The organism is Streptomyces sp. CB02400 (assembly GCF_001905725.1).
GTDB lineage: Bacteria > Actinomycetota > Actinomycetes > Streptomycetales > Streptomycetaceae > Streptomyces > Streptomyces atrovirens.
Genome location: NZ_LIWB01000005.1, coordinates 204,278 through 230,447 on the forward strand (window position 1 = coordinate 204,278; position 26,170 = coordinate 230,447).

Consider the following 26,170-nt stretch of genomic DNA (forward strand, 5'->3'; position numbering starts at 1 on the left):
GCCGGCCCAGCCGCCCCGCCTCCCGGCGCCGGGAGGCGGGGGTGGTGGGCTGCTCGCCGCCGGGCGTCGGCGCCGACGGGTGCGGGGGCAGGAAGGCCGGGTACGGGCCCCGAGCTGCACACGTGGGGACGCGACGGCCCGTCCCGGCCTTCCTCTGGGCGCAATCTGTCATGCCGTGGGAGCGGGCGCCCGCCGGGGCGGGCCACGAGCGTGACAGGGTCGGACATTCCAGGCGCTTTATCTCATTTCTTCGGCCATACTCGGAAACATGAACACGGCAACGTATGTAGTTCTGGCCGTCAGTACGCACAGGTGGGCCGTCTTCGCGGCCTTCATCGGCGGACTGGTCGTGGCCGGTGCGCTGATCTGGGCCGTACGTGTCGGGATGCGGTACATGGACCGGGAGGAGCCCCGCCCCGCCCCGGAGGACCAGCCGAGACTGCCGGACGGCGGCGCGGTCCACGAGATGCGGGAGATGCGGGAGCCGGACGAGATGCCGGACATGTCGAGGACCGGCTCACGGCTCATGCCCTACGAGCTCCATCACTCCGCGACCAGAACGGGCAAGGACCAGCAACGCAAGCGTTGGCTGCCCGGTTCCAGCGGCGGCTTCGGCAGCGGAGGCCCCGGGCACGTGTGACGTCAGCGGGCCGCGGCGGCGGCCGGGGCGGCGGCCCCCACGGTGATCTGGATCTGCTCGCTCGACGCGCTCACGCCGTTCAGGGCGGCGGTGGCCTGGAGCCGGTTGGGGCCGTCCGGGAGGGCGGGACCGGGAGCGCAGCTCCAGCGGCCGTCGGACCCCGCCGTGTCGGTGCACACCTCGTGGCCGTCCTTGTCGGAGACGGTGATCCGCGCGCCCGGGTGGGCCGTACCGGCGATCGCCGGCCGCGCGCCCAGCGGCACACCGGACTCCGGGCGGGTCAGGGTCGGCTCGTCCAGCCCCACGGTGACCAGGCAGCCGCCGGTCGCCCGGAGCGCGCCGGCCGCGTCCGCGAGCCGCAGGACGCATCCGTTCAGCCGGGTCCCGGGCACCGCGTCCGCGGGGACCGCCAGCACGAAGGGGAAGGTGCCCGCCCGCCAGGGTAGCTCCGCCGAGACCGCGGTGTAGGCGGCGCCGCGGCCGTCGGCGGCCACGGTGCCCCGGTAGCCGGGGGCGTCGAGGGGAACACCCGTCACCCGGGCCCCGGCGGGGGCGGTCAGGGTCAGCGTGGAACCGTTGCCGAGGGCGGGGCCCGTGAGTCCCACGGCCTCGACGATGCCGTCCCGGCCGGGCGGGATCGTCACCTCGCCCCACAGGACCCGGTCGCGCGCCGCCGGGGCGCCGTCGGCGGCGGAGGCCCCGCCCGCCGGCCACGCGCCCGCGAGGATCCCGGCCGCCGTCAGTACGGCGGCCGCCGCTGTCCTGCCGGACCTGTTCATCGTCGGCGGGCTCCCTGTACGGCCGTCACGGACACCCCCGGAGCCGATTCTGCCGGGGTGTCCGCGCGGGCCGCCCGCACTGAACGGCCGTACGGGTGGGCCGGGCGCGGAACCCGCTTCCGGACCGGACGGCGGGAGGGGCACAGTGGAGCGAAGGGCATCGAAAGGCAGTGAAACGGGCACGGGAGGTGTTCCGGTGTGATCACCGAGCTTGCCGTCGAACGGGTCGAGTTCACGTGCGGCACGTGCTGGCACCACTGGAGCGTGGACTACGACGTCCAGCGCAACATGGACGGCCGCGGGGAGGAGTGGGAGTACTTCTACCGGGACAACACCGCCGTCCCCTCCCCGTACACCCCCGACGGCGCCCCGTCCTGCGAGCACTGCGGACGCCACTGGGTCGGACACCTGGTCGCCCGCCGTCCGGTACCGCTGCCGGGCGTCTCCGACGCGCCGCGCAGCCGCGTCCCGCCGGAGGGCCTGCACCGTCCGGAGCGCCACCGGGCCCCGCTGCTGGAGGCCGACGGCCATCCGCAGCCGCCCAGGGAGCCCCCGGAGGTCCGGTCGGCCACGGGCCCGCCCTGACCGCCCCGGTCCCGGCCCGCCGGGAACGGGGCGGTGTGCGGGTCAGCGGCCGAGCCAGGCCGTGGTGTCCGGGCCGAGGCGGCCTTCCTCCAGGGGTGCGCTGGTCAGCAGGACCTCGCCCGCCGGGAGGGAGACCGGGTCGGGGGACAGGTTGGTCACGCAGCGCCAGCCGTCGCCGCGGTCGAACTGCAGGACCCCCGCCGGGGTCTCCTCCGCCCAGGTCAGCGTCTCGCCGTCGATCAGCTTGCGGCGGGTGCGCAGGGCCGTGCGGTACAGCTCCAGGGTCGAGCCCTCGGCACCGTCCTGTGCCTCGACGGCGTACGCGGCGAAGGACGGCGGCTGCGGCAGCCAGGCACCGGCCGCCCCGAAGCCGTACGACGGACCGGTCGTCGTCCACGGCAGCGGCACCCGGCACCCGTCGCGGCCCTTGCGGACGTGCCCGGTCTGTTCCCAGATCGGGTCCTGGAGGACCTCGGTGGGCAGGTCGGCGACCTCGGGCAGGCCCAGCTCCTCACCCTGGTAGAGGTAGGCCGAGCCGGGGAGCGCCAGCATCAGCAGGGTGGCGGCGCGGGCCCGGCGCAGTCCGGCGTCCGGGTCGACGGCGGGGGCGCGGCCGCCGGACAGCAGCCAGGCGTTCTCGTCCGTGCCCGGCGGCAGCATCAGCCGGGAGGCGTGCCGGACGACGTCGTGGTTGGAGAGCACCCAGGTCGCCGAGGCGCCCGCGGCGTGCGCGGTCTGAAGCGAGTCGGTGATGACCTGGCGCAGCTCCTCCGCGTCCCACCCGGCCTGTAGGTACTCGAAGTTGAAGGCCTGGCCCAGTTCGTCCGGACGGGCGTACAGGGCGCGCCGGGCGCCGGGGACCCAGGCCTCGGCGACGGCCATCCGGGGCGGGGAGTAGGCGTCGAGGATCTTGCGCCAGTCGCGGTAGATCTCGTGCACCTCGTCCCGGTCGTAGAAGGGGTGGGTGCCGGGCGGGAAGTCGGTGAGGGCGCCCTCGCGGCTCAGCTCGGGGGCGCCGAGGTCGCGCAGCGGCTCGTCGAGGTCCTTGGCGAGGGCGTGCGCGACGTCCACGCGGAAGCCGTCCACGCCCCGGTCGGACCAGAACCGCAGGGTGGTGCGGACGTCGGCGCGGACGTCCGGGTGGCCCCAGTTGAGGTCGGGCTGCTCGGCGGCGAACAGGTGCAGGTACCACTGTCCGTCCGGCACCCGCTGCCAGGCGCTGCCGCCGAACACGGACTGCCAGTCGGTGGGCGGCAGCTCGCCCCGCTCCCCCTTGCCGTCGCGGAAGACGTAGCGGTCGCGGGCCGGGGAGCCGGGCCCGGCGCGCAGCGCCTCCTGGAACCAGACGTGCTGGTGGGAGCTGTGGTTGGGGACGATGTCGACGATCACCTTCAGGCCGAGCCGGTGGGCCTCGGCGACGAGCGCGTCGAAGTCGTCGAGGGTGCCCAGGCGCGGGTCGACGTCGCGCGGGTCGGCGACGTCGTAGCCGCCGTCGGCGAGCTCGGAGGGGTAGAAGGGGCTCATCCACAGGGCGTCGACACCGAGTGTGGCGAGGTGGGTGAGGCGCCGGGTGATGCCGCGCAGGTCACCGAGTCCGTCGCCGTCGGCGTCGGCGAAGCTGCGGGGGTAGACCTGGTAGACGACGGCCTGCCGCCACCAGTCGGGGTTCCTGGAGGAGAGGTCGGGCGTGGCGTCGGGGGCGGGGTGCGGCGGCCGGGGGTCGGGCGTGGGGGTGCGATCGGTCACGCGGTCTCCTCTGGGTGCGTGCGGGTACCGGCAGAGAATCTGTCCACAACACCGTAAAAGCGAACACACCGACAGCGGGGAGCCATTCCCTGCCGGTGTGGCGAGATCCTTTCCGCACGGTTTGCCGGAATCCACCCGGGCTACTCAGCGCGGAGGACGGTGACCCGCGAGAGGAACGAGCGACCATGGCCCTTTCCCGCACACCGCGCTCCCGGCACGGCCTGGTGGCGACCGCGCTCGCCGTCACCCTCGCTCTGGCGGGGAGCGGCTGCGGCGCGGACGAGGACTTCTCCCTTCCGGACTGGGACGCGCCGGGGCAGAACGCCCGTGTCGGTGACCTGATGATCCGGTACGCGCATCTGGCCGAACCGACGGGTGATCCGTGGCAGCCGGGCGACGACGTCCCCGTGTACGCGTGGCTCTACGACAAGGGCGGCGGGGACGACCGGCTGGTGGGCGCGAGTTCGCCGATCGCCGAGTCCGTCGACATCGTCGACGCCGACGAAGAGCGCCTGCCGGACGGCGTGGAGCTGCCCGAGAACGACCTGGTCGAACTGGAACCCGGCAAGGACCACCTGGTCCTGCGGGACGTGCGCCAGGTGATCAGGGGCGGCGACGCCACCGAGATCACCCTGCGGTTCGAGGACGCCGGATCGACCACCTTCGGCATCCAGGCGCAGCCGCCCGTGTACGACGAGAGCACCGGTCCGAAGCAGTGACCTCCGGCCGCCCCCCGGTGAACGGCTACTCCGAGGTGCGCTCGACCGTCGCCAGATACAGCTGGACATAGCGGGCCACGTCCACGTCCAGGCCGACGTCCACCAGGGGCTGCTCGCGGGTGCCCTCGTGGATCTCGGACTCGCCGACGCGGGGGCGGCGGTCGACCACGGTCTGGCCTCGGGCCGGGCCGGGGGCCAGGGAGACCTCGACGGGGAGCCGGTGGGTGGTCAGGCCCTCCGGGTCGGCGACCGCGCACAGCGCGCCCGCGTCACCGAGGCCGCCGGCGTCCTCGGTGGGGTCGTCGGGGCGGCTGCCCGGCGTGGCGGGGCGGTGCGCGAGCAGCTCACCGGCGAGCCGGGTGCCCGGTTCGCCGCTCGCGCGCAGCCGGCGCACGTCCGCCGCCGGGACGACGACCCGGGTGAACACGTCCAGGCCGTACATCGTGATCGGCACCCCGGCGGTGAGCAGGATCGCGGCGGCCTCCGGGTCGTGCCAGACGTTGAACTCGGCGACCGGCGTGGCGTTCCCGACCGCCGCCGCGCCGCCCATGAACACGATCCGCTCGATGTTGCGGGTGACCTCGGGGTGGGTGCGCAGCAGCAGGGCGACGTTGGTGAGCGGGGCGGTGGGCACGAGCGTGACCGGGCGCGGGGAGGCGAGGATCTCCCGGCGCAGCAGGGTCACCGCGTCCACGTCGGCGGGGGTGCGGCGCGGGGCGGGCAGGCCGAGGTCGCCCATGCCGTCGTGGCCGTGGACGTGACGGGCGGAGCGCGCCGCCTCGATCAGCGGACGCTCGGCACCCCGCGCCACCGGGATCTCCGGCGCGCCCGCCTGCTCCAGCACGGTCAGCGTGTTGCGGACGACACCGTCCACGTCCGTGTTCCCGGCCACGCAGGTCACCGCGCGCAGGTCGATCCCCGGGTGGCGTACGGCGAACAGCAGGGCCAGGGCGTCGTCGACACCGGTGTCGCAGTCGATGATCACCGGAACGGGCCGACCGTTGGTCACGACGAGGACTCCTTCCGCCTGCACACGTGACTGCCGACCCTACGCGGCATCCCAGAGACCGGTACCCCGCCGGCCTGACCGCTCCGCGATCCGCCGCAGCAGCTCCTCCACGGGCAGGGCGCCGGGCCGCCTCCCGTCCCTGAGCCGTACGGCGAGCAGCCCGTCCTCGGCCTCCCGGGTGCCGAGGACCGCCTGGTACGGGACCAGCCGGGACCGGCGGATCCGGGCACCGAGGCTGCCCTCGCCGGTTCCGGTCACCTCCGCCCGCAGGCCCAGCTCACCGGCCCGCCGTACGACGTCGTACGCCCGCTCCTCCTGTGCCCCGCCCACCGGCAGCACCGCGAGCTGCACCGGTGCCAGCCACACCGGGAGGGCGCCGCCGTGTTGCTCCAGGAGGTGGGCGACCGCCCGTTCCACGCTGCCGATGACGCTGCGGTGCACCATGACGGGGCGGTGCCGGGCGCCGTCGGGGCCGGTGTAGCGCAGGTCGAAGCGTTCCGGCTGGTGGAAGTCGATCTGCACGGTGGACAGGGTGGCCTCGCGGCCCGCCGGGTCGGTGATCTGCACGTCGATCTTCGGGCCGTAGAAGGCGGCCTCGCCCTCCACGGCCTCGTACTCGACCCCGGAGGTGTCCAGGACCTCACGCAGGAGGGCGGTGGCCCGTTCCCACAGGGCGGGGTCGGCGACGTACTTGCCGCCGCCGCCCGGCAGGGAGAGACGGTGGCGGGCGGCGCGGATGCCGAGGTCTGCGTAGGCGCGGGAGATGAGCGAGAGGGCGGCGCGGGCCTCCTCGACGGCCTGCTCCAGGGTGCAGAAGATGTGCGCGTCGTTGAGCTGGATGGCCCGTACGCGGGTCAGTCCGCCCAGCACCCCGGACGGCTCGGAGCGGTACATGCCGCCCAGCTCGGCCAGGCGCAACGGCAGCTCGCGGTAACTGCGGGAGCGGGAGCGGTAGACGAGGGCATGGTGCGGACAGAGGCTCGGCCGCAGGACGACCTGCTCCGCGCCCAGCTCCATGGGCGGGAACATGTCCTCGCTGTAGTGGTCCCAGTGCCCGGAGATCTCGTACAGCTCGCGTTTGCCGAGCACCGGCGAGTACACGTGCCGGTACCCGGCCGCGCGCTCCGCCTCGCGGACGTACTCCTCCAGGGTGTGCCGTACGACGGCGCCGTCGGGCAGCCAGTACGGCAGGCCCGCGCCCATCAGCGGGTCGGTGTCGAACAGGCCGAGTTCGCGGCCGAGACGTCGGTGGTCGTGCTGCACGGTGGGCTCCTCGTGGTCGGGAGGCGAGCACCACGCGCGACGAAGCCCCGGGGCACTCGCCCCGGGGCTTCGTCAGTGGTCAGCTGTCAGCGCGCCGGGACCTGGTCCGGCGTCGTCGTGCGGGACGAGTGGGCGCGCTGCATGCCGACGACGCTAACAGGGGGACGGGCGGCGGGCGAGCCGTTTTCCCTCCGGGCGGCTCACCCGGACGGCCCGCCGCGCTGGTGGGGCGGGCGGCCCGGTGATGCCGTAGGAGCACGTCCGCTCGTGGACGGCCCGGTTCCCCCAGGAGGCACCCCGATGACCCATGCCCCGGCCGCCGCCCGCACCCTCCTCGCCGCCGCGCTGTCGGTGGCGGCCCTGCTGACCGCGGCGGCGTGCGTGGCCGGCGACCGGGAGGTGCCGCGCGCGCTGCCCGCGGGCGTGTCCGAGCCCCCGGCGGCCTCCGCTCCCGCGTCCCCCGCGGCTTCCCCCGCCGCCCGGCCCTCACCCTCCGCCCAGGCGCTGAGCGAGGAACAGCTACGGGCGGCGCTGATCACGGAGGCGGACCTGGGGGAGCCGTGGATGGCGAGCCGGGGCGCGGCGACCTGGCGGGACGGGATGCTCAAGGCGAGGACGGAGAACGCCGACTGCCGCCGGCTGCTCGACGCCCTCTACACGGAGGAGCTGTTCGGCCCGCCGGCCGGACCGAACGCCACCGCCACGCTCGACGACGCCTACAACGACTCCCAGCTGCGCTACCAGGTCGCCGCGCACCCGCCCGCCGACGTGGACCGTGTCCTGGCCTGGCTGAGGACGCTGCCGGAGAAGTGCGAGCGGTTCGAGGCGACCACCGTCCGGGCCGGCGCCCAGCTCGTCGAGGTGGCGGAACTCCCGCTGCCGGAGGCCGGTGACGCGCGGGCGGGACTGCGGCTGACGATGACCGGGAAGGCGTCCGACGGAGCCCCGACGTACCTCACCGTGAACCTCGCGGCGGTCCGCGTCGGCGAGGACACGATCACCCTCACCAACGGCGGCCTCGGCGCGGTCCTCCCCGAGGTCACCCAGGCGATGACCCAACTCGGCGCGGACCGCCTGGCGGACGTCGGCCGGCAGGCACGGGTACGGGTCTGACGGGCGGGGCCCCTTTCCCGGCTTTCCGGCGGCGGGTCAGGCGTCGCCGTTGAGCATGGCGGCGGTCAGGACGTTGCCGGCCACGCCCCAGCCGCCGTCGGCGACTTCGTCGACGAGGACGACGGTGGTGGGCCGGGCCCGCTCACCGTAGATCTCCGCGTACAGGTCGGTGGTGCGCTCGACGATCTTCTTCTTGTCCTCGGCGGTGAGGGTCCCCGCGGGGACCTTGAAGTGGGCGAAAGGCATGACCGTTACTCCTTCTTCGAGCTCTTCGAGTTCTTCGAGGGTGATGTCCTCCACGGTGCGCGCCGCCGGACGGCGGAACCAGGGGATGTCGTCCCCTGTGCCGGCCGCCCGGCCGGGCGGAGCATGGGGGCATGGGTTCTGTGAGACACACCGAGCTGGGCGCCTTCCTGCGGTCGCGGCGGGAGCGGATCCGCCCGGCCGACGTCGGGCTCCCCTCCGGGCCCCGGCGCCGGGTTCCCGGGCTGCGCCGTGACGAGGTCGCGCAGCTCGCCGGGGCGTCGGTGGACTACTACAACGAACTCGAGCGCGGAGCCGGCTCCCAGCCGTCGGAGCAGATGCTCGCCGCGCTGGCCAGGGCACTGCGCCTGACCGCCGACGAGCGCGACCACCTCTACCGCCTGGCGAACCGCCCGGTGCCGGTGCAGGGCGGAGCCGCCTCGCACGTGCACCCCGGGATGCTCGACCTGCTCGCCCGGCTGACGTCGACACCGGCGCAGGTCATCACCGACCTGCACGTCACCCTCGTACAGAATCCGCTCGCGGTGGCGCTGCTCGGGGACCACTCCGGTTTCCGGGGCGCGCGGGCCAGTTTCGTCCACCGGTGGTTCACCGAGCCCGACGCCCGGCGGCTGTATCCGCGAGCGGATCACGCGGCCCAGTCCCGCGCCTTCGTCGCCGATCTGCGCGCGGCCGCCGCCCGGCGGAACGCGAAGGACGCGGAGGTGCGTTCGCTGGTCGGCGCGCTGCTCGACGGCTCCGCCGAGTTCGCCGCGCTGTGGGCCGAGCACGACGTGGCGTTCCGCCGGGACGACCGCAAGCGCATCGTCCACCCCGCCCTCGGCGTGGTCGAGGTCAACTGCCTCAACCTGTTCAGCGAGGACGGCCGGCAGCGGCTTCTCTGGTTCACCCCGGCGGTCGGCACCGACAGCGCCGAGCTGCTCGGCCTCCTGTCGGTCATCGGCACCCAGGAACTCCCCGGGGCGGCCCGCTGACCGCTCGGGCGGGGGTGGTTCAGCTCAGGCGGTCCACGGCCTGCTTGGCCTCGACCAGGTCCGCGCCCGTGGTCTCGCGGTAGAGCTTGATCGCCTGGATCTTCTTGCCCTCGCGTACGAGGGCGAGGATCTCGTCCCTCCCCGGGATCTCCTCGTGGAGGCCCAAGTGCCGCATCACCGCGTCGAGTCTGCGCTCGACGCGGGCGGCGCGGCGGTCCGCCCGGGAGAGGTGGTTCCGGATCGACATGACGCCGAGGATCACGACACAGGTGAGGAAGAGAATGGCTATGTCCATGACCGTGAAGAGTAGGCAAGCGCGCGGTCAGGGCGTGTCGAAGCGGCGGCGGTGGGCCACCACGTCCAGGGCGACCTCCAGGGCCGTGCGGCCGTGGGCGAAGGCGTCGGCGCGCAGCCGGGCCAGGGCCTCGTCGGCGCCGATGCCCAACTGGGCCATGATCATGCCGACGGCCTGGTGGACACGGTCGTGGTCGGCGGCCAGTCCGCTGAGCCAGGGTTCGTCGTCGCCCTGGAGGTCGTACGGCAGGTCCATCAGCGCCACCGTCATGACGCCGGCGACGAGCCGGGCCACCCGGAGTTGGCCGTCGGTGAGTCCGCCGGGGGTGTCGCGGTAGAGGTCGAGGGAGCCGACGCAGACGGTGCCGCTGCCGAGGGGGAGCGCGTACACGGCGCGCACTCCGGCGCCGAGCGCCTGCTGGGCGAAGACGGGCCAGCGGTCGGCGCAGCCGGCGGCGGCGAGGTCGCGGGCGAGGACCGGCGTGCCGGCCTCCAGGACATGGCGGCAGGGGCCGTCGCCCAGGGTGGCCTGGAGCTGGGCCAGACGCGCGGCCTGCGGACCGGAGGCGCCGAGCTGTACGGGCAGCAGGCCGTCGCCGCGCAGCGACACGCTCGCGCCGTCCACCGGCAGCAGCTCGACGGCCACCGCGCACAGCCGCCCCGGCACGGCGGCCGGCTCGGTGTCACGCAGCTCCGCGGCGATCGCGCCGAGCACCCACTCGTCGTCCCTGTCCGGCTCGCCCCCAGGGTCGTCCCCGGGCCGCACGCCCACCGCCTCCTTCGGCCGTTCACCCCCGGAAGTGAGCCCCCGACTACCCGGCCCGCCCCACTCCGAAACCCGGACCTCGGCTCGTTCCCGAGCCTCTCACCGGCCCGCACGCGGACGGTGCGACCACCCGTTCCACCGGGCATGGACATGGTCGGTTTCGCGCCATCCCGTACCGCACCCGGCCGACCGGAACGTTCCGGTCCTCCATCACCGCACAGGAAAGACACAGGGAAAACGCAGGGCAAAACCAAACGATTGCCCACTTCTCCCCGGGCCCCGGCGGCGTCGGCGTGATCAAGCCATCCTTCTTTACGGATCTTGCACCCTTCCTTCACTGTCCACCTATGGTGATCGCCGGGCCGAAAAGGATGATTCCTCGAACACAGGTTCGACACACCATCCGTTGACGGGGGAGATCGTCGCCATGGGGGAGTCCGCCTTTCACACCGGTGCCGGCTGCCCGCGTCGTCCACACCGGCACAGCCCGTCCCCCCGCCACTGAACGCACCGTGGCACCGGACGGCCAAGCACGCTCCCCGGCCTGTTCGCCCCTTCGCTCCTCACCTCGCCGAACCGCGACCACTCAAGGAGAAGCCGCCCCCCATGGCCGACGAAATGGTTCTCAACGCCCAGAAGTTCATCAACCGCGTCTACGGCAGCCGCATAGGAATGACGGTCGAGGAGAACGGGCGAACCGGGTGGCCGGTCATGTACGCCCTGACCCGCGCTCTTCAGTGGGAACTCGGCATCGACGCGCTGTCGAACAACTTCGGCCCCGGCACGCTCTCCACACTGCAGTCGAGACACCCGGTCATCAACGCCTCCACGGCGCCGTCCGCCGACTTCATACGCATCATCCAGTCCGGTCTGTACTGCAAGGGATACGACGGCGGCGGCATCGACGGAAAGTACAGCGACCGAGTCGCCTCGTCCGTCGCGCGGCTCAAGGCGGACATGGGCGTGGACTCGGTGTACCCCGGTTCCGACCTGGTTCCGAAGGTCTTCAAGGGCCTGCTGAACATGGACGCCTACGTCACCGTCAACAGCGGCTCCGACACCATCCGTTCGATCCAGCAGTGGCTCAACGGGCACTACATCCACCGCAGGGACTTCTTCGTCATCCCCTGCGACGGCCACCACTCCCGCGACGTCGCCAAGTCACTGCTCTTCGCCATCCAGTACGAGTTGGGGATGGCCGACGGCACCGCCAACGGCAACTTCGGCCCCGGCACCCAGGCCGGCCTGAGGAACCACACCGTCGCGGTCGGCACCGTCGGCACCTGGGCGAAACTGTTCACGGCCGCGATGATCCTCAACGCGCGCAACGTCCCTTTCGGGAACTTCACCGGTGACGTCAAAGTCGGCGTGGAGGCGTTCCAGTCGTTCGTGAAGCTGCCCGTCAGCGGCATCGGCGACTTCCAGACCTGGTCGTCGCTGCTGGTCTCCTACGGCGACCAGTCCCGTAGGGGCGAGGCATGCGACGGGGTCACGCTGATCACTCCGGCGCGCGCGCGGACACTGAAGTCCGAGGGCATCAAGTACGTCGGACGGTACCTGTACAACCCGGACCCCACCCCCAGCGGCGACCTGGTGCACAAGGAGATCCAGCCGGGCGAGCTGAAGACGATCGCCGACAACGGGCTGCGCTGCTACCCGATCTTCCAGACCTTCGCCGACTCCGCCGACTACTTCCGTCCGGAGCAGGGGACGGCCGACGCCAGACTGGCCGTGGCCCAGGCGGCGAAGCACGGCTTCAAGCACGGCGCGCGGATCTTCTTCGCCGTCGACTACGACACCCAGGACTACGAGATCACCGAGTGGGTCCTCCCCTATTTCCGGGCCATCGCCCAGGAGATGGCCCACATCGACGACGCGTACCGCATCGGTGTGTACGGGACGCGCAACGTGTGCTCCCGCGTCTCGGCCGCCGGGTACGCCTCGGCGTCGTTCGTGTCCGACATGTCGTCCGGCTACTCCGGCAACCTCGGCTACGCCATGCCCGCCAACTGGGCGTACGACCAGATCGTCACCCGCACCGTGGGGTCCGGTGACGGCCGGATCGAGATCGACCACAACATCGCGTCGGGGCGGGACATCGGGGAGAACAGCTTCGACCCGGTCGCCCCCGACACGCTTCTCGACAGCGAGCTCCCGACGGAGGCGCACGAGGCGCTGCTGCTGGAGATCCGGCAGACGATGAAGGACATCGGCATCGGGGAGACCTCGGCCAACACCAAGTGGTCGATCAAGCAGAGCCTCGACCTGGTGCTGCACAACGACGCGTTGATCACCGGTATGGCCCGCGCCCTGAAGATGCGCAAGTCCCTGATCCAGGTGCCCGTGTTCTGGGAGACCCGCCACTACGACACGTCCCTCGACTACCTGGGCGACATCGGCGTCCGCGTCTACCACTCGGGCGTGCAGACCGTCCCGCCGCTCGCGGACAGGTTCATCAAGCGGGACGCCAGCACCGGACCCGGCCAGATCTTCGCGGCCACCGCCATCAACGCCCGCAACCAGGCCATCAGGGACGGTGTCCTCAGCGGGGCGACACGCGACCCCGCCAGCGACGCCGACGTGTGGGCGATCTGGCAGCAGCTGAACGAGGACCCCGAGTTCAACATCCGGCAGGTCGGCTACGTGCACCGCTACCACGCGGTCAAGTACGGCGTGCCCCGCCCCAGTCTGACCTCCTCGCCCCAGAACGTCTTCGATTACCTCAAGTACTACCAGGGCGACACCTCGAACGCCGAGACGGAGGCGGAGAAGCGGCTCCAGGTGTACGGGACGTTCGAGAAGTACAACGCGCTCTCCCGGGGCGACGTCTGGTGACGGGTGCGGGACGGGAGGAGAACACGGTCCTGGCCGAACTGCGCACCACACGGAGCCGTGTGACGGCGACCCTCGGTCTCGCCGTCGTCGTCAACCTGCTGCTCGGTTACGTCGGCAACAGCGTCATCGACATGCCGTGGCGCCTCCTCGAGACGTGGGTGCTCCCCCGGCACGGCTGGGCGGAGCAGCCGTCCCCCGCGGACACCGACGACGGCATGGGACCGGCCGTCGCGGCGATCGTCCTCCTCACCGTCCCGTACCTGCTGATGTGCGTGTTCGCGAACTACCTGGTCGTCCAGGCGGTCAACGTCTTCCGCGCCTGGTACGCGCTCGTCGCCGCCGCGGCGCTCGTCGCGCCCGCGGTCGCGTTCACGATCGATCCGATGCTGTACGCCGAGATCCCTCGGCCATGACAGAAAGCCTCCCACACATGCCCATATCGCGTCGTGCCGCCCTGAAGCAGGCCACCGCCGTCGCGGCAGGCATGACTGTCGTCGGCCTCACCGGCAGTCCTGCCTCCGCCGCCACTCCCCCGTCCGCGCCCACCTCACCGACACCGCCCGCCCCGATCGACATCTCGGAAGCCCTGCGCCGTCACCGGGCCGAGCAGGAGCGCGTCCACACCGGCAAGCCGTCCCTCAACGGATGGGAGATGGAGAAGGTCGCCGACGACGCCGGCAGCGTGTGGACCTGCCCCGTCCCCGGCACTCCGCTGCGCGGAGCGCAACTGCGCCTCGGCGACGTCGAGTCGGTACTGGTGCACGTGATCCGCCGTTTCCACTACGAGGTCGACGAACTCAGAGCCGGTGACGTGATCGGCTGGCGCCACCCGTCGGAGGTGCGCGGGGGCCTCGCCGAGTCCAACCAGGCGTCCGGCACCGCGGTGCAGATACGGCCCGGTTTCTACCCCTCCGGTGCCCGGGGCGGGTTCTTCCCGAACCAGCTCACGGTCGTCCGGGACATCCTCGTCGACTGCGCGGGCGTCGTCCGCTGGGGCGGGGACGACACGGTCCCCGACGAGTCCCTCTTCTACATCGACACCAAGCCGGGCGACGAACGGCTCGTCCGTGTGGCGGCCGGGCTCCGCCGCCGGACGGCGGTGCCCGGCCGGGGCGCCGGCTCCGGCCCCGACCCCTTCCGGCCCGAGCGCCGTGAGGCCGCGAAAAGGCTGGCCCGCCGGCAGAGCTGACCGTACGGGTCCGACCGAGGAAACCAGTGCACGAAGACGAAAGGACCACCCTGTGCGCAAGAAGATCCCGTTCATCGCGACCGCGGTTCTGGCCCTGGGGGTCGCCGGCGCTCCCCAGGCGCAGGCGAACACCGGATTCGAGAACCAGATGAGCCCCGAGGCCTGCCAGAAGTCGCAGGCGACCTCGCAGTTCAAGTACGCGATCTACTACAACTCCAACTACGGCGGCGCCTACCGCAACGTCGGCTACAGCGTGTGGGACTTCGCCGACGAGCGCATAGGCGGCGCGCCCCAGGGCGGTACCCAGCCCTTGAAGTTCTGCCACGGCGGCAACGGCAACCTGCAGGGCATCAAGAACAACGCCGCCTCCGTGAAGAACAAGCACACGACCTACTACGCCGTGACGTACTTCAACAGCGGTTACAAGGGGTCCGCCGACTGGTCGAGCCCGCGCTCGCAGACGAACCTCTCCGTCACGAAGAACGAGAACGCGTCGTTCGCCTGGCAGACGCTCTGAGCCCGGCCCCGGTCCGCACCGGGGCCCGTCCCTGACGGCCGCCGCACGACAGACGGGTGCGGAACGGGAACGGACCCCCGCCCCGTTCCGCACCCGCCGTCTCCCCGACAGCAGGAACACAGATGCTCCAGATGATCAAACGACGCGGCCTGGGCGCCCTCCTCGCCGCGACGGCAGTGGTGCCGGTCGCCGGATGCTCGGCCGTCACCGCGGACTCGAACCCGTCCGTGGCGACCCCTGAGCCGACGGTCCCGTTCGACGCCGCCGACCCCGCCACCTGGGTCCTGCCGATCGAGGGCTACCTCCCCTCGGACAGCGAGCGGAAGCAGATATCGCAGGCCAGGAAGATCCTGGTCGGCGACTGCATGAAACGCTTCGGCTTCTCCTGGAAGCCCGCTCCCGAACTGCCGCGCCTGGGCCCGAAGACCCTGGTCGACTGGCGCTACGGCATCCACGACATGGCGCTGGCCGAGCAGCGGGGCTACAAGCCCGCGGCCGCGGAGCAGGAGGCGTACGACAAGGCGGTCAAGGTCGGCGCCACGGACATCACGACGGGCAGCGACGCGGAGACATGGGCGCTCCAGGGCGGCGCACCGAAGGTGGGGGACGAGCCGGTGCCCGAGGGCGGCTGTGTGGGCGAGGCCGACCGGAAGATCGCGGACGGCTCGATCACCGCCGAAGCGGCTCAGCAGGTCAGCAACGAGGCGTTCATCCAGTCCCAGCAGCACCCCGACGTGGTCGAGGCCTTCAAGGCGTGGTCCGCCTGCATGAAGAAGAGCGGGTTCGACTACGCGCGCCCGCTGGACGCCAGCGACGACCCCCGGTTCGGAACCCGGGAGGTCACACCGCTCGAGATCAGGACGGCCACGGCCGACATCGCCTGCCGGGAGAGCACCCGGGTGGCCAGGATCTGGTTCGACACCGAGGTGGCGATCCAGAAGGAGACCATCGAGAGCCGGCCGGAGCAGCTGAACGAGGAACGCGAGTCGCTGGACGCGGCCGTGAAGAAGGCCGCCGACGTCGTGGCGGGTTCCTGATGGGGAGGCCCGACACCACGGACGCGGAGACGACCGTCCTGCTGGCGGACTCCCGCGGCTCGCACGGACTCGTCCGGCGCAGACGGAGCCTCGGCGTCCTCGTCGTGGCGTGCCTGGTGTGCACCGGGGCGGGAGCCGGAGCCGCATTGCTCGTCAGGTCCCCGGCCCAGGTCGCCGCAGACGCGGCACCACCCCCGCGGAGCGTCCTCACCGCACCCGTCGAACAGCGGGTGATCTCCCAGGCCCTGATCACCCGGGGCAGGATCAGCGCGTCCCGGCACACCGACATCTCGGCCGGTCCGTCGGCGGACAAGGAGGTGGGCCGGTCGGTGGTGACGAAGGTCCGCACCGCTCCGGGCGAGAAGATCACTCCCGGCCAGGTGGTCCTGGAGATATCGGGACGCCCGCTGTTCGTTCTCGAAGGCGCCCTCCCCGCCTACCGCGACCTCGCGCCCGGAAAGCGCGGGGACGATGTCGCCCAGTTGCAGAAGGCACTGCGGGAATCCGGTCATCCCACCGGCAGCGACCCCTCGGGCGTCTTCGGCCTCGGAACCCGGGGAGCCGTGACCTCCTTCTACCGGTCCATCGGCTACGAGGCCCCGACCGCCGAAACCCCGGTGCCCCTGACCGAGGAGCCGGAGCCCGGCGGGACGGCCCTTCCGACGGCCGGGAACGACCGGGTGCCCGCACCCGCCGTCACGGTGTTCCCGATGTCCGAGGTCGTCTTCGTCCCGTCCTTCCCCGCCCACGCCGACGAGGTGCGCGCACACGTCGGCGACGAGGCCACCACCGGCCTCCTGTCCGTCTCGTCCGGCGGTCTGACGGTCGAGGGCTCGGTGACGCCCCAGCAGAAGGACCTGGTCCGGCCCGGACAGGAGGTGCGCATCCACGCGGAGCTGACCGGACGGCAGTTCACCGGAAAGGTCGCCTCCGTCTCCAGGGCCACGGTCTCCGCGAAGGACGGCGACCAGGAAGCCGCAGCGGAGAACTACACCGTGAAGGTCACCCCGTCCGAGCCACTGCCCGCCCGGCTCAACGGCGAGAACGTACAGCTGACCGTGGTGGCGGCCTCCTCCGAGGGCGAGGTTCTCGCCGTCCCCTCGTCGGCCGTGTCCACCGGCGCCGACGGACTGACCGCCGTCACCGTGCGGAAGGGCCGGACGGAGCTTCGGGTCCCCGTCACCGTCGGCATGTCCGGAGACGGCTTCGTCCAGGTGACCCCGGTGGAAGGCGCCCGCCTCGAAGCCGGCGCCCGGGTCGTCGTGGGCGTACAGCCGGGAACCACTGTGGGCGGGCCGTGACCATGTCCGGCGACGGCACACCGGTGATCGAGTTCCGGGACGTGGGGCTGACCTACCCCGGCCCTCCGGCGGTGCACGCCCTGCACCCCTGCGATCTGAGCATCGCCGGCGGGGATTTCGTGACGGTGGTGGGCCCTTCGGGCTCGGGGAAGTCGACGCTCCTGAACATCGCGGGACTCCTCGACACCCCCACACACGGCCGCTACCTCCTCGACGGCATCGACACCACGGCCCTGAGCGCCTCCCACCTGGCCGCGCTGCGCGGCCGGCGCATCGGGTTCGTCTTCCAGGCCTTCCATCTCCTGCCGCACCGCAGCGCGCAGGAGAACGTCGAACTCGCCATGGTCTACCAGGCGGTACCGCGCCGGCTCCGGCGCCTGCGGGCGGCGGCGGTACTGGACCGTGTGGGTCTGGGGCACAGGGCCGCGGCCCTGCCGACACAGCTGTCCGGCGGGGAGCGTCAGCGCGTCGCGATCGCACGCGCCCTGGTGGCCGAGCCGTCGCTGCTGCTGTGCGACGAACCGACCGGCAACCTCGACTCCGCGACCGCCGCCTCCGTACTCGCGCTGCTGGACGAGCTGCACCGCGACGGCATGACCATCGTGGTGATCACACACGATGCCGAGGTCGCGCGGCACGGGCAGCGCACCGTCACGATCCGGGACGGCGTTCTGTCCGACCCCGCACGGCACCGAGGGGAACTGTGAGACAAGGGCGATCCATCCGGGGCCGGTCCCGCCTGGCACTACGTGACCTGCTCTCCGAGGCCGTGGCCGGCATGCTCCAACGCCCCGCCCGAGCGGTCCTCACCGCGCTCGGCACCGTGCTCGGCGTCGGTTCCTTCATCGCGGTGCTGGGACTCACGGCCACGGCCGCCTCCCAGATCGACACGCGGTTCAACGCGCTCACCGCCACGGAGGTCGGCGTCGTCGACGTCGGCTCCGGCAACGCCGCCGCCCCCGCGCTCTCCTTCACCGAGGACGCCGAGGCGCGCATCTCACGCCTGAACGGGGTCCAGGCGGCAGGGGTGTACTGGAACGTCCGGCTGGGGCCCGAGGACGGTGTGCGAGCCGCGCCCGTGGGCAAGGCCAACGGCGCCGACGCGCAGACACAGGTGATCGCCGCTTCGCCCGGCATCTGGCCGGCGGCGCGGGCCGGGTTCGCCCAGGGGCGCGGCTTCGACGACTTCCACGACCGGCACCGGCAGGCGGTCGCGGTGATCGGCTCGGCCACGGCGGCACGCCTGGGCATCACCACGCTGCACACCCGCCCCGCCGTCTTCATCGGCGGCTCCTCGTTCACCGTGATCGGCATACTCGAGGACGTCGAGCGGAAACCGGAGCTCCTGATGTCCGTCACGGTGCCGCGCTCCGTGGCCGAGCGGACCTGGGGAACGCCGAGCGGCGAGGGGGCCCGGATGATCATCTCGACCGAGCTCGGTGCCGCCGGCCAGATCGCCGAGGAGGCGGCTCTCGCCCTGCGGCCGGAGCACCCCGAGTACTTCAGAGTGACGCCGCCTCCGGACCCGCGGTCGCTGCGCACCGCGGTGAGCGACGACCTGAGCCAGCTCTTCCTCCTCCTCGCCGGTGTGTGTCTCGTCATCGGCGCCGTCGGAATCGCCAACACGACCCTCGTCGCCGTGATGGAACGCACGGGGGAGATCGGGCTGCGCCGCGCCCTGGGGGCCCGCGGGATCCACATCACGTCCCAGTTCCTGGCCGAGTCGACGGCACTGGGACTCGTAGGGGGCCTGGTCGGCACCTCGATCGGTACCGTGGTCGTCGTTTCGGTGGCGGCCGCGAAGAGGTGGACGCCGGTCCTCGACCCCGCCACCCTGGCCGTGGCCCCGGCCCTCGGCCTCGCCACCGGGCTCCTGGCGGGCCTTTACCCCGCCTGGAGGGCTTCCCGTATCCCTCCTGTGGAGGCGCTGCGCCGTTGACCGTCCTGCCCGGCCCGCGCCCGCCGTTCACACCGGGGGCTGGGCGGGCGCCGGGCCCAGCGTGGTCGTACCCGGGGCCGTGCGGTGGCCCAGGCCGGTGCGGTAGGCGTCCAGGGCCGCCTCGACGCGGCCGGTGCGGCGCAGCAGGTCACCGAGGAGGCGGCACAGGTCGGCCAGGTCACCGGCCGCGCCCGCGCGTTCCAGCAGGCTCATCGCGCGCACGTAGTGCTCCTCGGCCCGCTCGGCGTCGCGGGCGTCCTCGGCGATGATCCCGAGCAGCCGGTGCGCCGCCGCCGCGTGCACCGCGCCCCGCTCGGGGGAGAGCCCGCCGAGCACGTCCTCCAGCAGGGCCGCCGCCTCCTGGGAGCTGCCGCGCCGGCGCAGTACGTCGGCCAGTTCGACGGTCACCTGGCTGCTGTAGAGGGACGCCCGCTTGGCCGACAGCATCGCCAGCGCCTCGCGCATCTCCTCCTCGGCGCGCTCCAGTTCGCCGTTCTGCGCGTACACGTAGCCGCGCATCCAGTGGCAGTTGGCCAGCTCGGTACGGAGCTGCAGCCCGCGGTACAGCTCGGCCGCCTTGGCCAGCGAGGCGTCCGCCTCGGCGAGGCGGCCCTCGGCGAGCAGGGTGCGGGCCACCGACCGGTGCATGCGCGCCACCAGCGCCGGGTCGCCGGACTGCGGCGCGAGCGCCAGCGCGAACTCCGCCGCCTGCGCGGCCCGCGCGTGCGCGCCCATGTCCATGTACGGGCCGATCGCGCTGGCGTAGAGCAGCAGCAGCGCGTCCGGGTCGTGCAGGCCGCCCCGGTTCAGCTCGTCGATCGTGGACTCGAGGAGGTAGACCGCGTACCGCAGTTCGCCCGCGAGGTAGTGGGCGACGGCCCGTCCGCGCAGCGCCGGCACCCGTGCGGGCAGCGGTGCCTCGGCGAGCCGGGCCTCGGAACGCTCGAAGTACTCACGGCCCTCGGCCAGTTCGCCGGTCTCCAGGGCGCACTCCCCGAGCCCTAGCAGCGCGGCGGCCTGCTCCTCGGCCAGGCCGTGCGCCTCCGCCTCGGCGAGCAGCCCGGCGTACTGCTCCACCGCGGCCTCCGTCTCGCCGACGGCGAGCGTGCGCTGCGCCTCGGTCAGCCGCAGGTGCAGCTCGGTCACGAGCCGGGCGGAACGTCCGGTGGCCAGTTCGTCGAACGCGACTCCGAGACGGTCGGCGAGATGCCGTAACGCGTCGTCGGAGGGGCGCACCCGGCCCGCCTCCAGCGTGGAGACGTACGCGGGCGTGTACACCGGCTCCGCCAGCTGCCTCTGGGTCAGCCCGCGCTCCACCCGCAACTGCTGCACCCGCCGCCCGATGGTCGCCGGCTCGTCCCGTTCCCCCACGCCAACTCCCCCAGTGCCCCTTGCCGTTCGTGTCCGACAGCCCCTAGGTTAAACCGCGAATTAAACGTGCTTAACCCGTCGCTGTTGGGAGGTCGCCGTGCTGGAACCCACACGCACCACCGAACGTTACGCCCGTGGCCTCGCCGCGGCCGTCGCCGCGGTCGCGGCACTGGTCCTGGCGGCCAACGCGGGCCCGGCCAAGGCCGCCGACCCCGAACCGGACCGACGGACCACGGCACCGGTGGCGGAGGCGGTCCGGTAGGAACACGCACCCCGGTCGCACGGGCACGCGGGCGACGGCCCGAGCCGCAGAGCCTTCCGCACCGCCCCCGGACCCCGGCCGCACGGCATGCGGGCGACGAGGACCGCCGCGGGCACGGAGCTTCGGTCCGCCGCCCCCGCCCGGAGGCCCGGCCGGCCGCGCCGTCGGCCGGGCAGGGCCCCTCGCACACGGTCGTGTCCAGCCGCCCAGCGGGGTTCCGTCGTCCGTCGGGGAGTCCCGCCGCACGGCCTGTGGGTTCCGCCACCCGACGGGGGCGTCGTCGAAGAGCATCAGGGCGGGCCGTGCGGTGGCATCCGGGGAGCACCCCTGCGGCGGGGTTCGCGGTCGGGGCGCCGTGTTCCGGGCCGGCCGGCGCTCAGCTCTGAGTCTGCAACTGCCTTAGCTGACGCCGTACATGGTCCAGGGCGCCCTCGCGCCGCCCCGGCACCCGGCCGCGCAGCTCCGCGAGGACCGGACCGAGTTCGCGGGCACGGGCCGGGTCGCCGATCCGGCCCCACTGGTGGTGTGCCCGGTCCACGGCCGTCTCGACGGCGGGCGCGTCCGCCGGCTGTCCGGCGGTCAGCCGGGCGCTCGCGACGGTCAGCCAGGTACGGCAGCTGCGCGCCGCGTCCCCGGCCAGCATCGCCAGGTCCGCCCGGACCTCCGTCCAGTGCAGCGCCTCCTCGGAGGCGGGCCCGTGCGCCAGACCGGCCGCCTGCTCCAGCCGCGCGGCGAGCGCGTCGGCGTCCGCGTGCCGGCCGGAGCGCACGGCGGCGGTGACGGCCGCGTGCGGATCCCCCGGCACCGGACCGGGCCGCGCCAGCAGCAGCTCCGTGCCCTCGCTCTCCGGCGCGATCCGCGTCAGCGCCTGCTGGTGCAGCTCCTCGTCCGGCGGACGCCATCCGCTGCGCAGGATCGTCGCGACCGCCTTCATGTACGCCGGTGCCGCGACCCCGCGACGGGACGGCGGCGGGGGCGCGACACGGCCGTAGACGGCGTTGGCGGGGCCGCAGTCGAGCGGGGACGGGCCCGGCGGGCGCGACGCGCTCAGCGCCCGCCAGGTCTCCGGGTCGGCGTGCAGATCGAGGAAGAGCGTCGTCGCGCCCGCCGGACGCAGCCGCAGCTCCTCCCGGAACCAGTGCCACGGCAGCCCGGTGTACCGCACGGTGGGCGCGGTCGTCCGGGCCAGCGCGAGGTGCGGCAGCCGCTGGCGGCGGTCGAGCTGGAGCTGACCGGTGACGTACACGGTCAGCGGTCCGGGCGCCGCGGCGGCGGCGCGCAGCCGGGTCAGTACGGCCTGCGGCTCCAGCGGGTCGGCGAGTTCGACGACGTTCGCGGTCTCCGCGCCGGACAGCACGGCGGGCGGCACCGCCGCGAGGACCGGGAGCACGGACGCCGCGTCCACCAGCCGCCCGCGGCCCAGCGGCGAGGCCGCCAGCAGCAGCACGGTTCCGGGCATGGTCCCCTCCCCTGTCGATCACCTACGGCAGCACGGTAACCGCTGCGGCTGCGAAGGGTGGTGTCAGTAGGGTGAACGTCCCCCTTCGGGGCCTTCGCCCCCCGGCGCGCGGGAGAGGCGGGGCGCGCGGGGCAGGCGGGGCGCGCGGATCCGTCGTACCGCGAAGGCCGTGGTGTCGTCGACCAGGTGCCCCCGGCTGTGCCGCAGCGTCCCGTCCCGTACGACGGCGACCAGCCGGCCCGGCGCGACGACCCGCGGGTCCGCCGTCACCGCCCGGGTCAGGTCGTCGGCGAGCCGGTAGAAGTCGCCGGCGCCGTCCCGCGCCTCGGTCACGCCGTCGGTGACCAGCAGCAGCGTCTCACCGTCGGCGACCGGCACCCGGCACACCGGCGGCGGATCGGGGCCGAGGTCGCGGCAGCCGAGCGGGAGACCCCCGCGGGTCGGCAGGGACCGTACGCCGTCGGGGCCGACGGCGTACGGGGGCTCGTGCCCGAAGACGACGGCGTCCACGACATCGGTCCGGTCCGGGGGGAAACCGAGCAGGACGGCGGTGGCGAACCGGTCGCGGTCGCCCCGGCCGAGGGCGGTGGTGTACTCGCGGTGCCGCAGTACCCGGGTCTCCAGATGGTCGGCGACGGTCGACAGGTCGGCCTCGTGGTAGCCGGCCTCGCGGAACGCCCCGAGCAGCACCGACGCCGTCTCCACCGCGCCCAGCCCCTTGCCCTGGACGTCACCGACGAGCACCCGGGTGCCGTACGGGCCCGGCTGGATGTCGTAGAAGTCGCCGCCGACGCGGGCCTGGGCGTCCGCGGTGAGGTAGATCCCGGCGTGCTCCAGGCCGCCCCAGCGCGGCGGCAGGGGGCGCAGCACGGTGCGCCGTACGGTCTCGGCGACGTCCCGCATGTGCAGCGCGCGGCGCTCACCGCGCACCCGCACCACGCAGGCCAGCGTGGCGAGGACGCCGCCGGCGGCGACGAGGATGAAGTCGGGCAGCCCCGCCTGGAACTGGTGCGGCCAGGCGCTGTCCACGACGGTGTACGTGACCATCGCGAGCACGGCGAACAGGACCGTTCCCCACACCCCGCAGATCGCGGCGGCGATGCCCGGCACCAGCACGATCCAGGAGACGGTCCGGAACTCGCCGCCGGTGTTGTAGTCGATGGACACGATGGCGACGAGCAGCAGCAACGGCGGCACCCAGGCGACGCTGCGCCCCCTCAGCCGCAGCATCTCGTGCCGGTGCACGACGTCGTGCGGGCCCTGTCCCCCGCTGCCCTGACTCACCGCCCCAGCGAAACACGGCGCCGTGCGGCCCGCATCCGGTCCCCGGTTGCCGACCGGCCCGGGGAGGTGTGCCCTGGTAGGCGGGGGCGAGGAGAGAGGAGTGCTCTCATGACGCACGCGGCACCCCGGCCCCGGGGCGCGATCGAGCGGGGCGGTACGACCCCCGACCTCTTCAGCGCACGGACCCACCTGGCGGCGAAGGTCGTCATCCCCGTCCTGCTCGGAGTCGTGTACGGCTACTGGGTGGCGGCCAACCGCCGCTACGGCGGGCCGATCACCGTGGAGAACTTCCTGTACGGCTTCTTCGCCGGCCTCGTGTTCTCCCTGCTGTTCATGGCGCTCCTCGCCCTGGCCCCGAAGGTGCGGCGCGAGCTGCACGCGGTGCTCTGGGCCGCCCTCAGCGGCAGCGCGCTCGGCTTCCTGGTCATCCAGGCCCCCAGCCCCGGCGTCCTGCGCTCCACGATCCTGGGCCTGCTGGTCGCGGCGGGAGTCTTCGTGACGATGTTCTACCGCTTCTACACCCACGAGGACGCGACGGGCCACAGGATCGGGTGAGACGCTCCGCGATCCGCGGGCAGTCGTGCCTCCCCCAGTGCCTCAAGGGCCTGGGAGGTACCCCCAGGGCGGCACGGATGGACGGTGGGGGTGCCTCCCGCTCACGGGCCCCTCCCGCTCGAGCGAAGCCGAGAGTGGGGGAGAAGCCGAGAGTGGGGGAGGCACCCCGCAAACGCCGGGCAGCGCGAACACCCCCGCCCCACCCCGACGCGGGCCCCCGCACAACCGCCCGTTCGGGCCGCCAACACTCGCGCCCCCACCACCCGCCACCTTGACTGAAGGCGTGGCCCCCCACGACACCCGCCTCCGCAACGCCCTCTCCGCCGCCCTCCTCACCCTCACCTGCCTCCTCACCCCCTGCGGCACCCTGGCCGCCTGGGCGGCCGCCCTCGCCGACACCGGCCACTACGTCGACACCGTGGCCCCGCTCGCCACCGACCCCGCCGTCCGCGACGCCGTGGCCGACGCCGTGGGGGACGAGGTCGTACGGGAACTGGACGCGGAGACGGTCGACACCACCCCCCTCGGACCGTTCATCCGCGAAGCGGTCCGCTCCTTCACCCGCACCGACGCGTTCCGCACCGCGTGGGAGGCCGGCAACAGGGCCGTCCACGACGCCGTCCTGCACGCCCTGCGCGACGACGCGGCCGCCCCCGGCCCGGTCACCGTCGACCTCGCCCCCGTCACCGCGCAGGTGCGGGCGCGGCTCGCCGCCGACCACCTGCCCTTCGCCCACCGCATCCCCGTCGAGCACACCGAGGTCGCGGTGGTGCCGGCCGGGGAGGTGGCCGGACTCCGGAAGGGGTACCGCGTACTGGACGCCGCCGCCTTCTGGCTTCCGCTCGCGGCCGTCGTCCTCGCCGTCACCGGGATCGCCGTCGCCGCCCGCCGCCGGCGCGCGCTCACCGCGACCGGCCTGGGCACGGCCCTGGGCGGCGCCCTGCTCGCCCTCGCGATCGCCGTCGGCCGCCGGCTCACCCTGGCCGACCTGCCCGAACGCGTCCACCGCCCGGCGGCGGGCGCGGTCTACGACGCCCTCACCGCCACCCTGCGCACGGCGTCCTGGCTCCTCCTCGCCCTGGGCCTGACGGTGGCCCTGGCCTCCTGGCTGACCGGCCGCCACGGCAGCCGCCGCGAACCCCCGCCCCTCACGACCACCCGCCACACCCCCTCATCCGTAAGGAAGAATCCGGGCATCGCACCCGCGAGCGGAAGGCCGGAACGTTGGACACTGCGACTGCCGACCCGACAGTCACCGGGGACGGGGCGGGGCGGACGGGGGGACGGCGGCGGTTCGGCGCCTGGTGCGCGGGGCTGCTGTTCGCCGGGGTGAGTGTGGTCGTCGGCTGCCGGACCGCCGACACCGACGGCATCACCCCCGTGCCCCAGCTCCTCGCCTTCCTGCCCTGGCTGCTCGTGCCCACGGCCGTCGGGCTGCTGTTCACCCTGTTCGCCCGGTGGTGGACCGGCGCGGTGTGGGGCGTGGCCCTGCTGGGGCTGCTGGCCTGGTTCATCGAGCCGTACGGGAAGACCGGCGATCCCACCGGGCCGCCCGTCGCCGAGCTGCGGGTGCTGACCTCGAACGTGGAGTTCGGGCAGGCCACCGGCGCGCTGATCGACGCCGTACGCCGTGCGGAACCGGACGTCGTGTTCGTCCAGGAGTGCGAGTACACCTGCGACGCGGCGTTGAAGCGGGAGCTGACCGACACCTACCCGCACCGGGAGGCGGTGGAGGGCGGCGGCTCCGAGGGCTCGGTCGTCCTCAGCCGTTTCCCGCTGCGTGCCACCGACGGGGTCCCCGGCACCATGGGCATGCCCGGCGCCGTCGCCGACGTCGACGGGCACGCCGTACGGTTCCAGCTCGCGCACCCCATGCCGCCGCTGCCCGACCAGGTCGGCCTGTGGCAGCGGGAGCTCGGCCGGCTGCGGGACGCGGCCGCCGCCGGCCGGGACACCCCGACCGTGCTCGCCGGGGACTTCAACGCCTCCCAGGACCACGCGGCCTTCCGCCGCATCCTCGACACCGGCCTGCGCGACGCGGCCCGCCTGACCGGCGCCGACCGAACCCCGACCTGGCCCTCCCGCACCACCCCGGCCTTCGGCACCCAGATCGACCACGTCCTGGTCTCCGAGGAGTTCGCCGCGAACCAAGCCCGCTTCCTCGACCTCCCCGACACCGACCACCGAGCCCTACTGGTCGACCTCACACTGCACGGCGCGTGACTGGCGGCTCCCGCCGCAGCTGCGGGTAATCGTGCCTCCCCCAGTG

At 73.3% G+C, this 26,170-nt stretch carries 27 protein-coding genes; 17 read left to right on the forward strand and 10 right to left on the reverse strand.

Features of this window, described 5'->3' with window-relative positions:
- Nucleotides 1-268: 268 nt before the first annotated feature.
- The gene (locus tag AMK33_RS14525; protein ID WP_073933221.1) at nt 269-640 is read left to right on the forward strand and encodes a DUF6479 family protein; all 372 of its coding nucleotides are present in this window, start codon (nt 269-271) and stop codon (nt 638-640) included.
- Nucleotides 641-642: 2 nt separating this feature from the next.
- On the opposite strand, the gene AMK33_RS14530 is transcribed toward AMK33_RS14525, so the two are convergent.
- Nucleotides 643-1,419, reverse strand: a complete 777-nt coding sequence (locus AMK33_RS14530; protein WP_073933222.1) for a hypothetical protein — start codon at nt 1,417-1,419, stop codon at nt 643-645.
- A gap of 198 nt (nt 1,420-1,617) precedes the next feature.
- On the opposite strand from AMK33_RS14530, the gene AMK33_RS14535 reads away from it, so the two are divergent.
- Nucleotides 1,618-2,004 (forward strand): hypothetical protein, encoded by a 387-nt coding sequence (locus tag AMK33_RS14535; protein ID WP_073933223.1) that lies wholly within the window; start codon nt 1,618-1,620, stop codon nt 2,002-2,004.
- A gap of 42 nt (nt 2,005-2,046) precedes the next feature.
- Here the strand turns inward: AMK33_RS14535 and AMK33_RS14540 are convergent, their stop codons facing one another.
- Nucleotides 2,047-3,750, reverse strand: coding sequence for a glycoside hydrolase family 13 protein (locus AMK33_RS14540; RefSeq protein ID WP_073933224.1), 1,704 nt, complete (start codon nt 3,748-3,750; stop codon nt 2,047-2,049).
- Nucleotides 3,751-3,935: 185 nt separating this feature from the next.
- On the opposite strand from AMK33_RS14540, the gene AMK33_RS14545 reads away from it, so the two are divergent.
- Nucleotides 3,936-4,469 carry a copper chaperone PCu(A)C gene (locus AMK33_RS14545; RefSeq protein WP_073933225.1) on the forward strand — a complete coding sequence of 178 codons (534 nt, stop codon included), beginning with the start codon at nt 3,936-3,938 and terminating at the stop codon, nt 4,467-4,469.
- 25 nt (nt 4,470-4,494) lie between these two features.
- On the opposite strand, the gene AMK33_RS14550 is transcribed toward AMK33_RS14545, so the two are convergent.
- Nucleotides 4,495-5,478: a nucleoside hydrolase gene (locus AMK33_RS14550; protein WP_073933226.1), complete on the reverse strand. Its 984-nt coding sequence runs from the start codon at nt 5,476-5,478 to the stop codon at nt 4,495-4,497.
- Between the two features lie 39 nt (nt 5,479-5,517).
- Nucleotides 5,518-6,741: a threonine--tRNA ligase gene (gene thrS / locus AMK33_RS14555; protein WP_073933227.1), complete on the reverse strand. Its 1,224-nt coding sequence runs from the start codon at nt 6,739-6,741 to the stop codon at nt 5,518-5,520.
- A 300-nt stretch (nt 6,742-7,041) separates the two neighbouring features.
- Between thrS and AMK33_RS14560 the strand changes: the two genes are divergently transcribed.
- On the forward strand, nt 7,042-7,854 hold the full coding sequence (locus AMK33_RS14560) for a hypothetical protein (RefSeq protein ID WP_073933228.1): 813 nt from the start codon (nt 7,042-7,044) through the stop codon (nt 7,852-7,854).
- Between the two features lie 36 nt (nt 7,855-7,890).
- Here AMK33_RS14560 and AMK33_RS14565 read toward each other — a convergent pair whose 3' ends face one another.
- On the reverse strand, nt 7,891-8,100 hold the full coding sequence (locus AMK33_RS14565) for a 4-oxalocrotonate tautomerase family protein (protein ID WP_073933229.1): 210 nt from the start codon (nt 8,098-8,100) through the stop codon (nt 7,891-7,893).
- A gap of 131 nt (nt 8,101-8,231) precedes the next feature.
- On the opposite strand from AMK33_RS14565, the gene AMK33_RS14570 reads away from it, so the two are divergent.
- Nucleotides 8,232-9,092, forward strand: coding sequence for a helix-turn-helix transcriptional regulator (locus tag AMK33_RS14570; RefSeq protein ID WP_201263025.1), 861 nt, complete (start codon nt 8,232-8,234; stop codon nt 9,090-9,092).
- 19 nt (nt 9,093-9,111) lie between these two features.
- On the opposite strand, the gene AMK33_RS14575 is transcribed toward AMK33_RS14570, so the two are convergent.
- Together AMK33_RS14575 and AMK33_RS14580 are read right to left on the reverse strand one after the other, a co-directional pair.
- Nucleotides 9,112-9,387, reverse strand: coding sequence for a hypothetical protein (locus AMK33_RS14575; protein WP_073933230.1), 276 nt, complete (start codon nt 9,385-9,387; stop codon nt 9,112-9,114).
- Nucleotides 9,388-9,414: 27 nt separating this feature from the next.
- On the reverse strand, nt 9,415-10,158 hold the full coding sequence (locus tag AMK33_RS14580; RefSeq protein ID WP_073933231.1) for a GAF and ANTAR domain-containing protein: 744 nt from the start codon (nt 10,156-10,158) through the stop codon (nt 9,415-9,417).
- Nucleotides 10,159-10,758: 600 nt separating this feature from the next.
- Between AMK33_RS14580 and AMK33_RS14585 the strand changes: the two genes are divergently transcribed.
- From AMK33_RS14585 to AMK33_RS14620, 8 genes are all read left to right on the forward strand, one after another.
- Nucleotides 10,759-12,987, forward strand: coding sequence for a glycoside hydrolase domain-containing protein (locus tag AMK33_RS14585; RefSeq protein ID WP_073933232.1), 2,229 nt, complete (start codon nt 10,759-10,761; stop codon nt 12,985-12,987).
- Nucleotides 12,984-13,400 carry a hypothetical protein gene (locus tag AMK33_RS14590; protein ID WP_073933233.1) on the forward strand — a complete coding sequence of 139 codons (417 nt, stop codon included), beginning with the start codon at nt 12,984-12,986 and terminating at the stop codon, nt 13,398-13,400. Before AMK33_RS14585 ends, AMK33_RS14590 begins: the two co-directional genes overlap by 4 nt.
- Nucleotides 13,401-13,417: 17 nt before the next feature.
- Nucleotides 13,418-14,176 (forward strand): hypothetical protein, encoded by a 759-nt coding sequence (locus AMK33_RS14595; protein WP_079194870.1) that lies wholly within the window; start codon nt 13,418-13,420, stop codon nt 14,174-14,176.
- Nucleotides 14,177-14,228: 52 nt separating this feature from the next.
- Nucleotides 14,229-14,693: a hypothetical protein gene (locus AMK33_RS14600; protein ID WP_073933235.1), complete on the forward strand. Its 465-nt coding sequence runs from the start codon at nt 14,229-14,231 to the stop codon at nt 14,691-14,693.
- A 122-nt stretch (nt 14,694-14,815) separates the two neighbouring features.
- On the forward strand, nt 14,816-15,730 hold the full coding sequence (locus AMK33_RS14605; RefSeq protein ID WP_073933236.1) for a hypothetical protein: 915 nt from the start codon (nt 14,816-14,818) through the stop codon (nt 15,728-15,730).
- Complete coding sequence (locus AMK33_RS14610) at nt 15,730-17,031, forward strand: hypothetical protein (RefSeq protein ID WP_235618101.1); 1,302 nt, start codon at nt 15,730-15,732, stop codon at nt 17,029-17,031. The genes AMK33_RS14605 and AMK33_RS14610 overlap by 1 nt, the downstream gene beginning before the upstream one ends.
- A 2-nt stretch (nt 17,032-17,033) precedes the next feature.
- Nucleotides 17,034-17,738, forward strand: coding sequence for an ABC transporter ATP-binding protein (locus AMK33_RS14615; protein ID WP_073933237.1), 705 nt, complete (start codon nt 17,034-17,036; stop codon nt 17,736-17,738).
- Complete coding sequence (locus AMK33_RS14620; RefSeq protein ID WP_073933238.1) at nt 17,735-18,970, forward strand: ABC transporter permease; 1,236 nt, start codon at nt 17,735-17,737, stop codon at nt 18,968-18,970. The genes AMK33_RS14615 and AMK33_RS14620 overlap by 4 nt, the downstream gene beginning before the upstream one ends.
- Nucleotides 18,971-18,997: 27 nt before the next feature.
- Here AMK33_RS14620 and AMK33_RS14625 read toward each other — a convergent pair whose 3' ends face one another.
- Nucleotides 18,998-20,341 (reverse strand): helix-turn-helix domain-containing protein, encoded by a 1,344-nt coding sequence (locus tag AMK33_RS14625; RefSeq protein ID WP_073933239.1) that lies wholly within the window; start codon nt 20,339-20,341, stop codon nt 18,998-19,000.
- Nucleotides 20,342-20,438: 97 nt separating this feature from the next.
- Between AMK33_RS14625 and AMK33_RS42840 the strand changes: the two genes are divergently transcribed.
- A complete protein-coding gene (locus tag AMK33_RS42840; RefSeq protein ID WP_167748572.1) occupies nt 20,439-20,603 on the forward strand; it encodes a hypothetical protein in 165 nt (54 codons plus the stop codon).
- Between the two features lie 376 nt (nt 20,604-20,979).
- Here AMK33_RS42840 and AMK33_RS14630 read toward each other — a convergent pair whose 3' ends face one another.
- Both AMK33_RS14630 and AMK33_RS14635 read right to left on the reverse strand, forming a co-directional pair.
- Entirely contained in the window at nt 20,980-22,062 is a 1,083-nt protein-coding gene (locus tag AMK33_RS14630) for a hypothetical protein (protein WP_073933240.1), read from the reverse strand.
- Between the two features lie 63 nt (nt 22,063-22,125).
- Complete coding sequence (locus AMK33_RS14635) at nt 22,126-23,292, reverse strand: PP2C family protein-serine/threonine phosphatase (RefSeq protein ID WP_079194883.1); 1,167 nt, start codon at nt 23,290-23,292, stop codon at nt 22,126-22,128.
- Nucleotides 23,293-23,454: 162 nt separating this feature from the next.
- On the opposite strand from AMK33_RS14635, the gene AMK33_RS14640 reads away from it, so the two are divergent.
- The 3 genes from AMK33_RS14640 (at nt 23,455) to AMK33_RS14650 (ending at nt 26,124) form a co-directional block, all read left to right on the forward strand.
- Nucleotides 23,455-23,901: a hypothetical protein gene (locus AMK33_RS14640; protein WP_073933242.1), complete on the forward strand. Its 447-nt coding sequence runs from the start codon at nt 23,455-23,457 to the stop codon at nt 23,899-23,901.
- Nucleotides 23,902-24,172: 271 nt separating this feature from the next.
- Nucleotides 24,173-25,234, forward strand: coding sequence for a hypothetical protein (locus AMK33_RS14645; RefSeq protein ID WP_235618102.1), 1,062 nt, complete (start codon nt 24,173-24,175; stop codon nt 25,232-25,234).
- Nucleotides 25,126-26,124: an endonuclease/exonuclease/phosphatase family protein gene (locus AMK33_RS14650; RefSeq protein WP_073933243.1), complete on the forward strand. Its 999-nt coding sequence runs from the start codon at nt 25,126-25,128 to the stop codon at nt 26,122-26,124. The genes AMK33_RS14645 and AMK33_RS14650 overlap by 109 nt, the downstream gene beginning before the upstream one ends.
- Nucleotides 26,125-26,170: the final 46 nt, after the last annotated feature.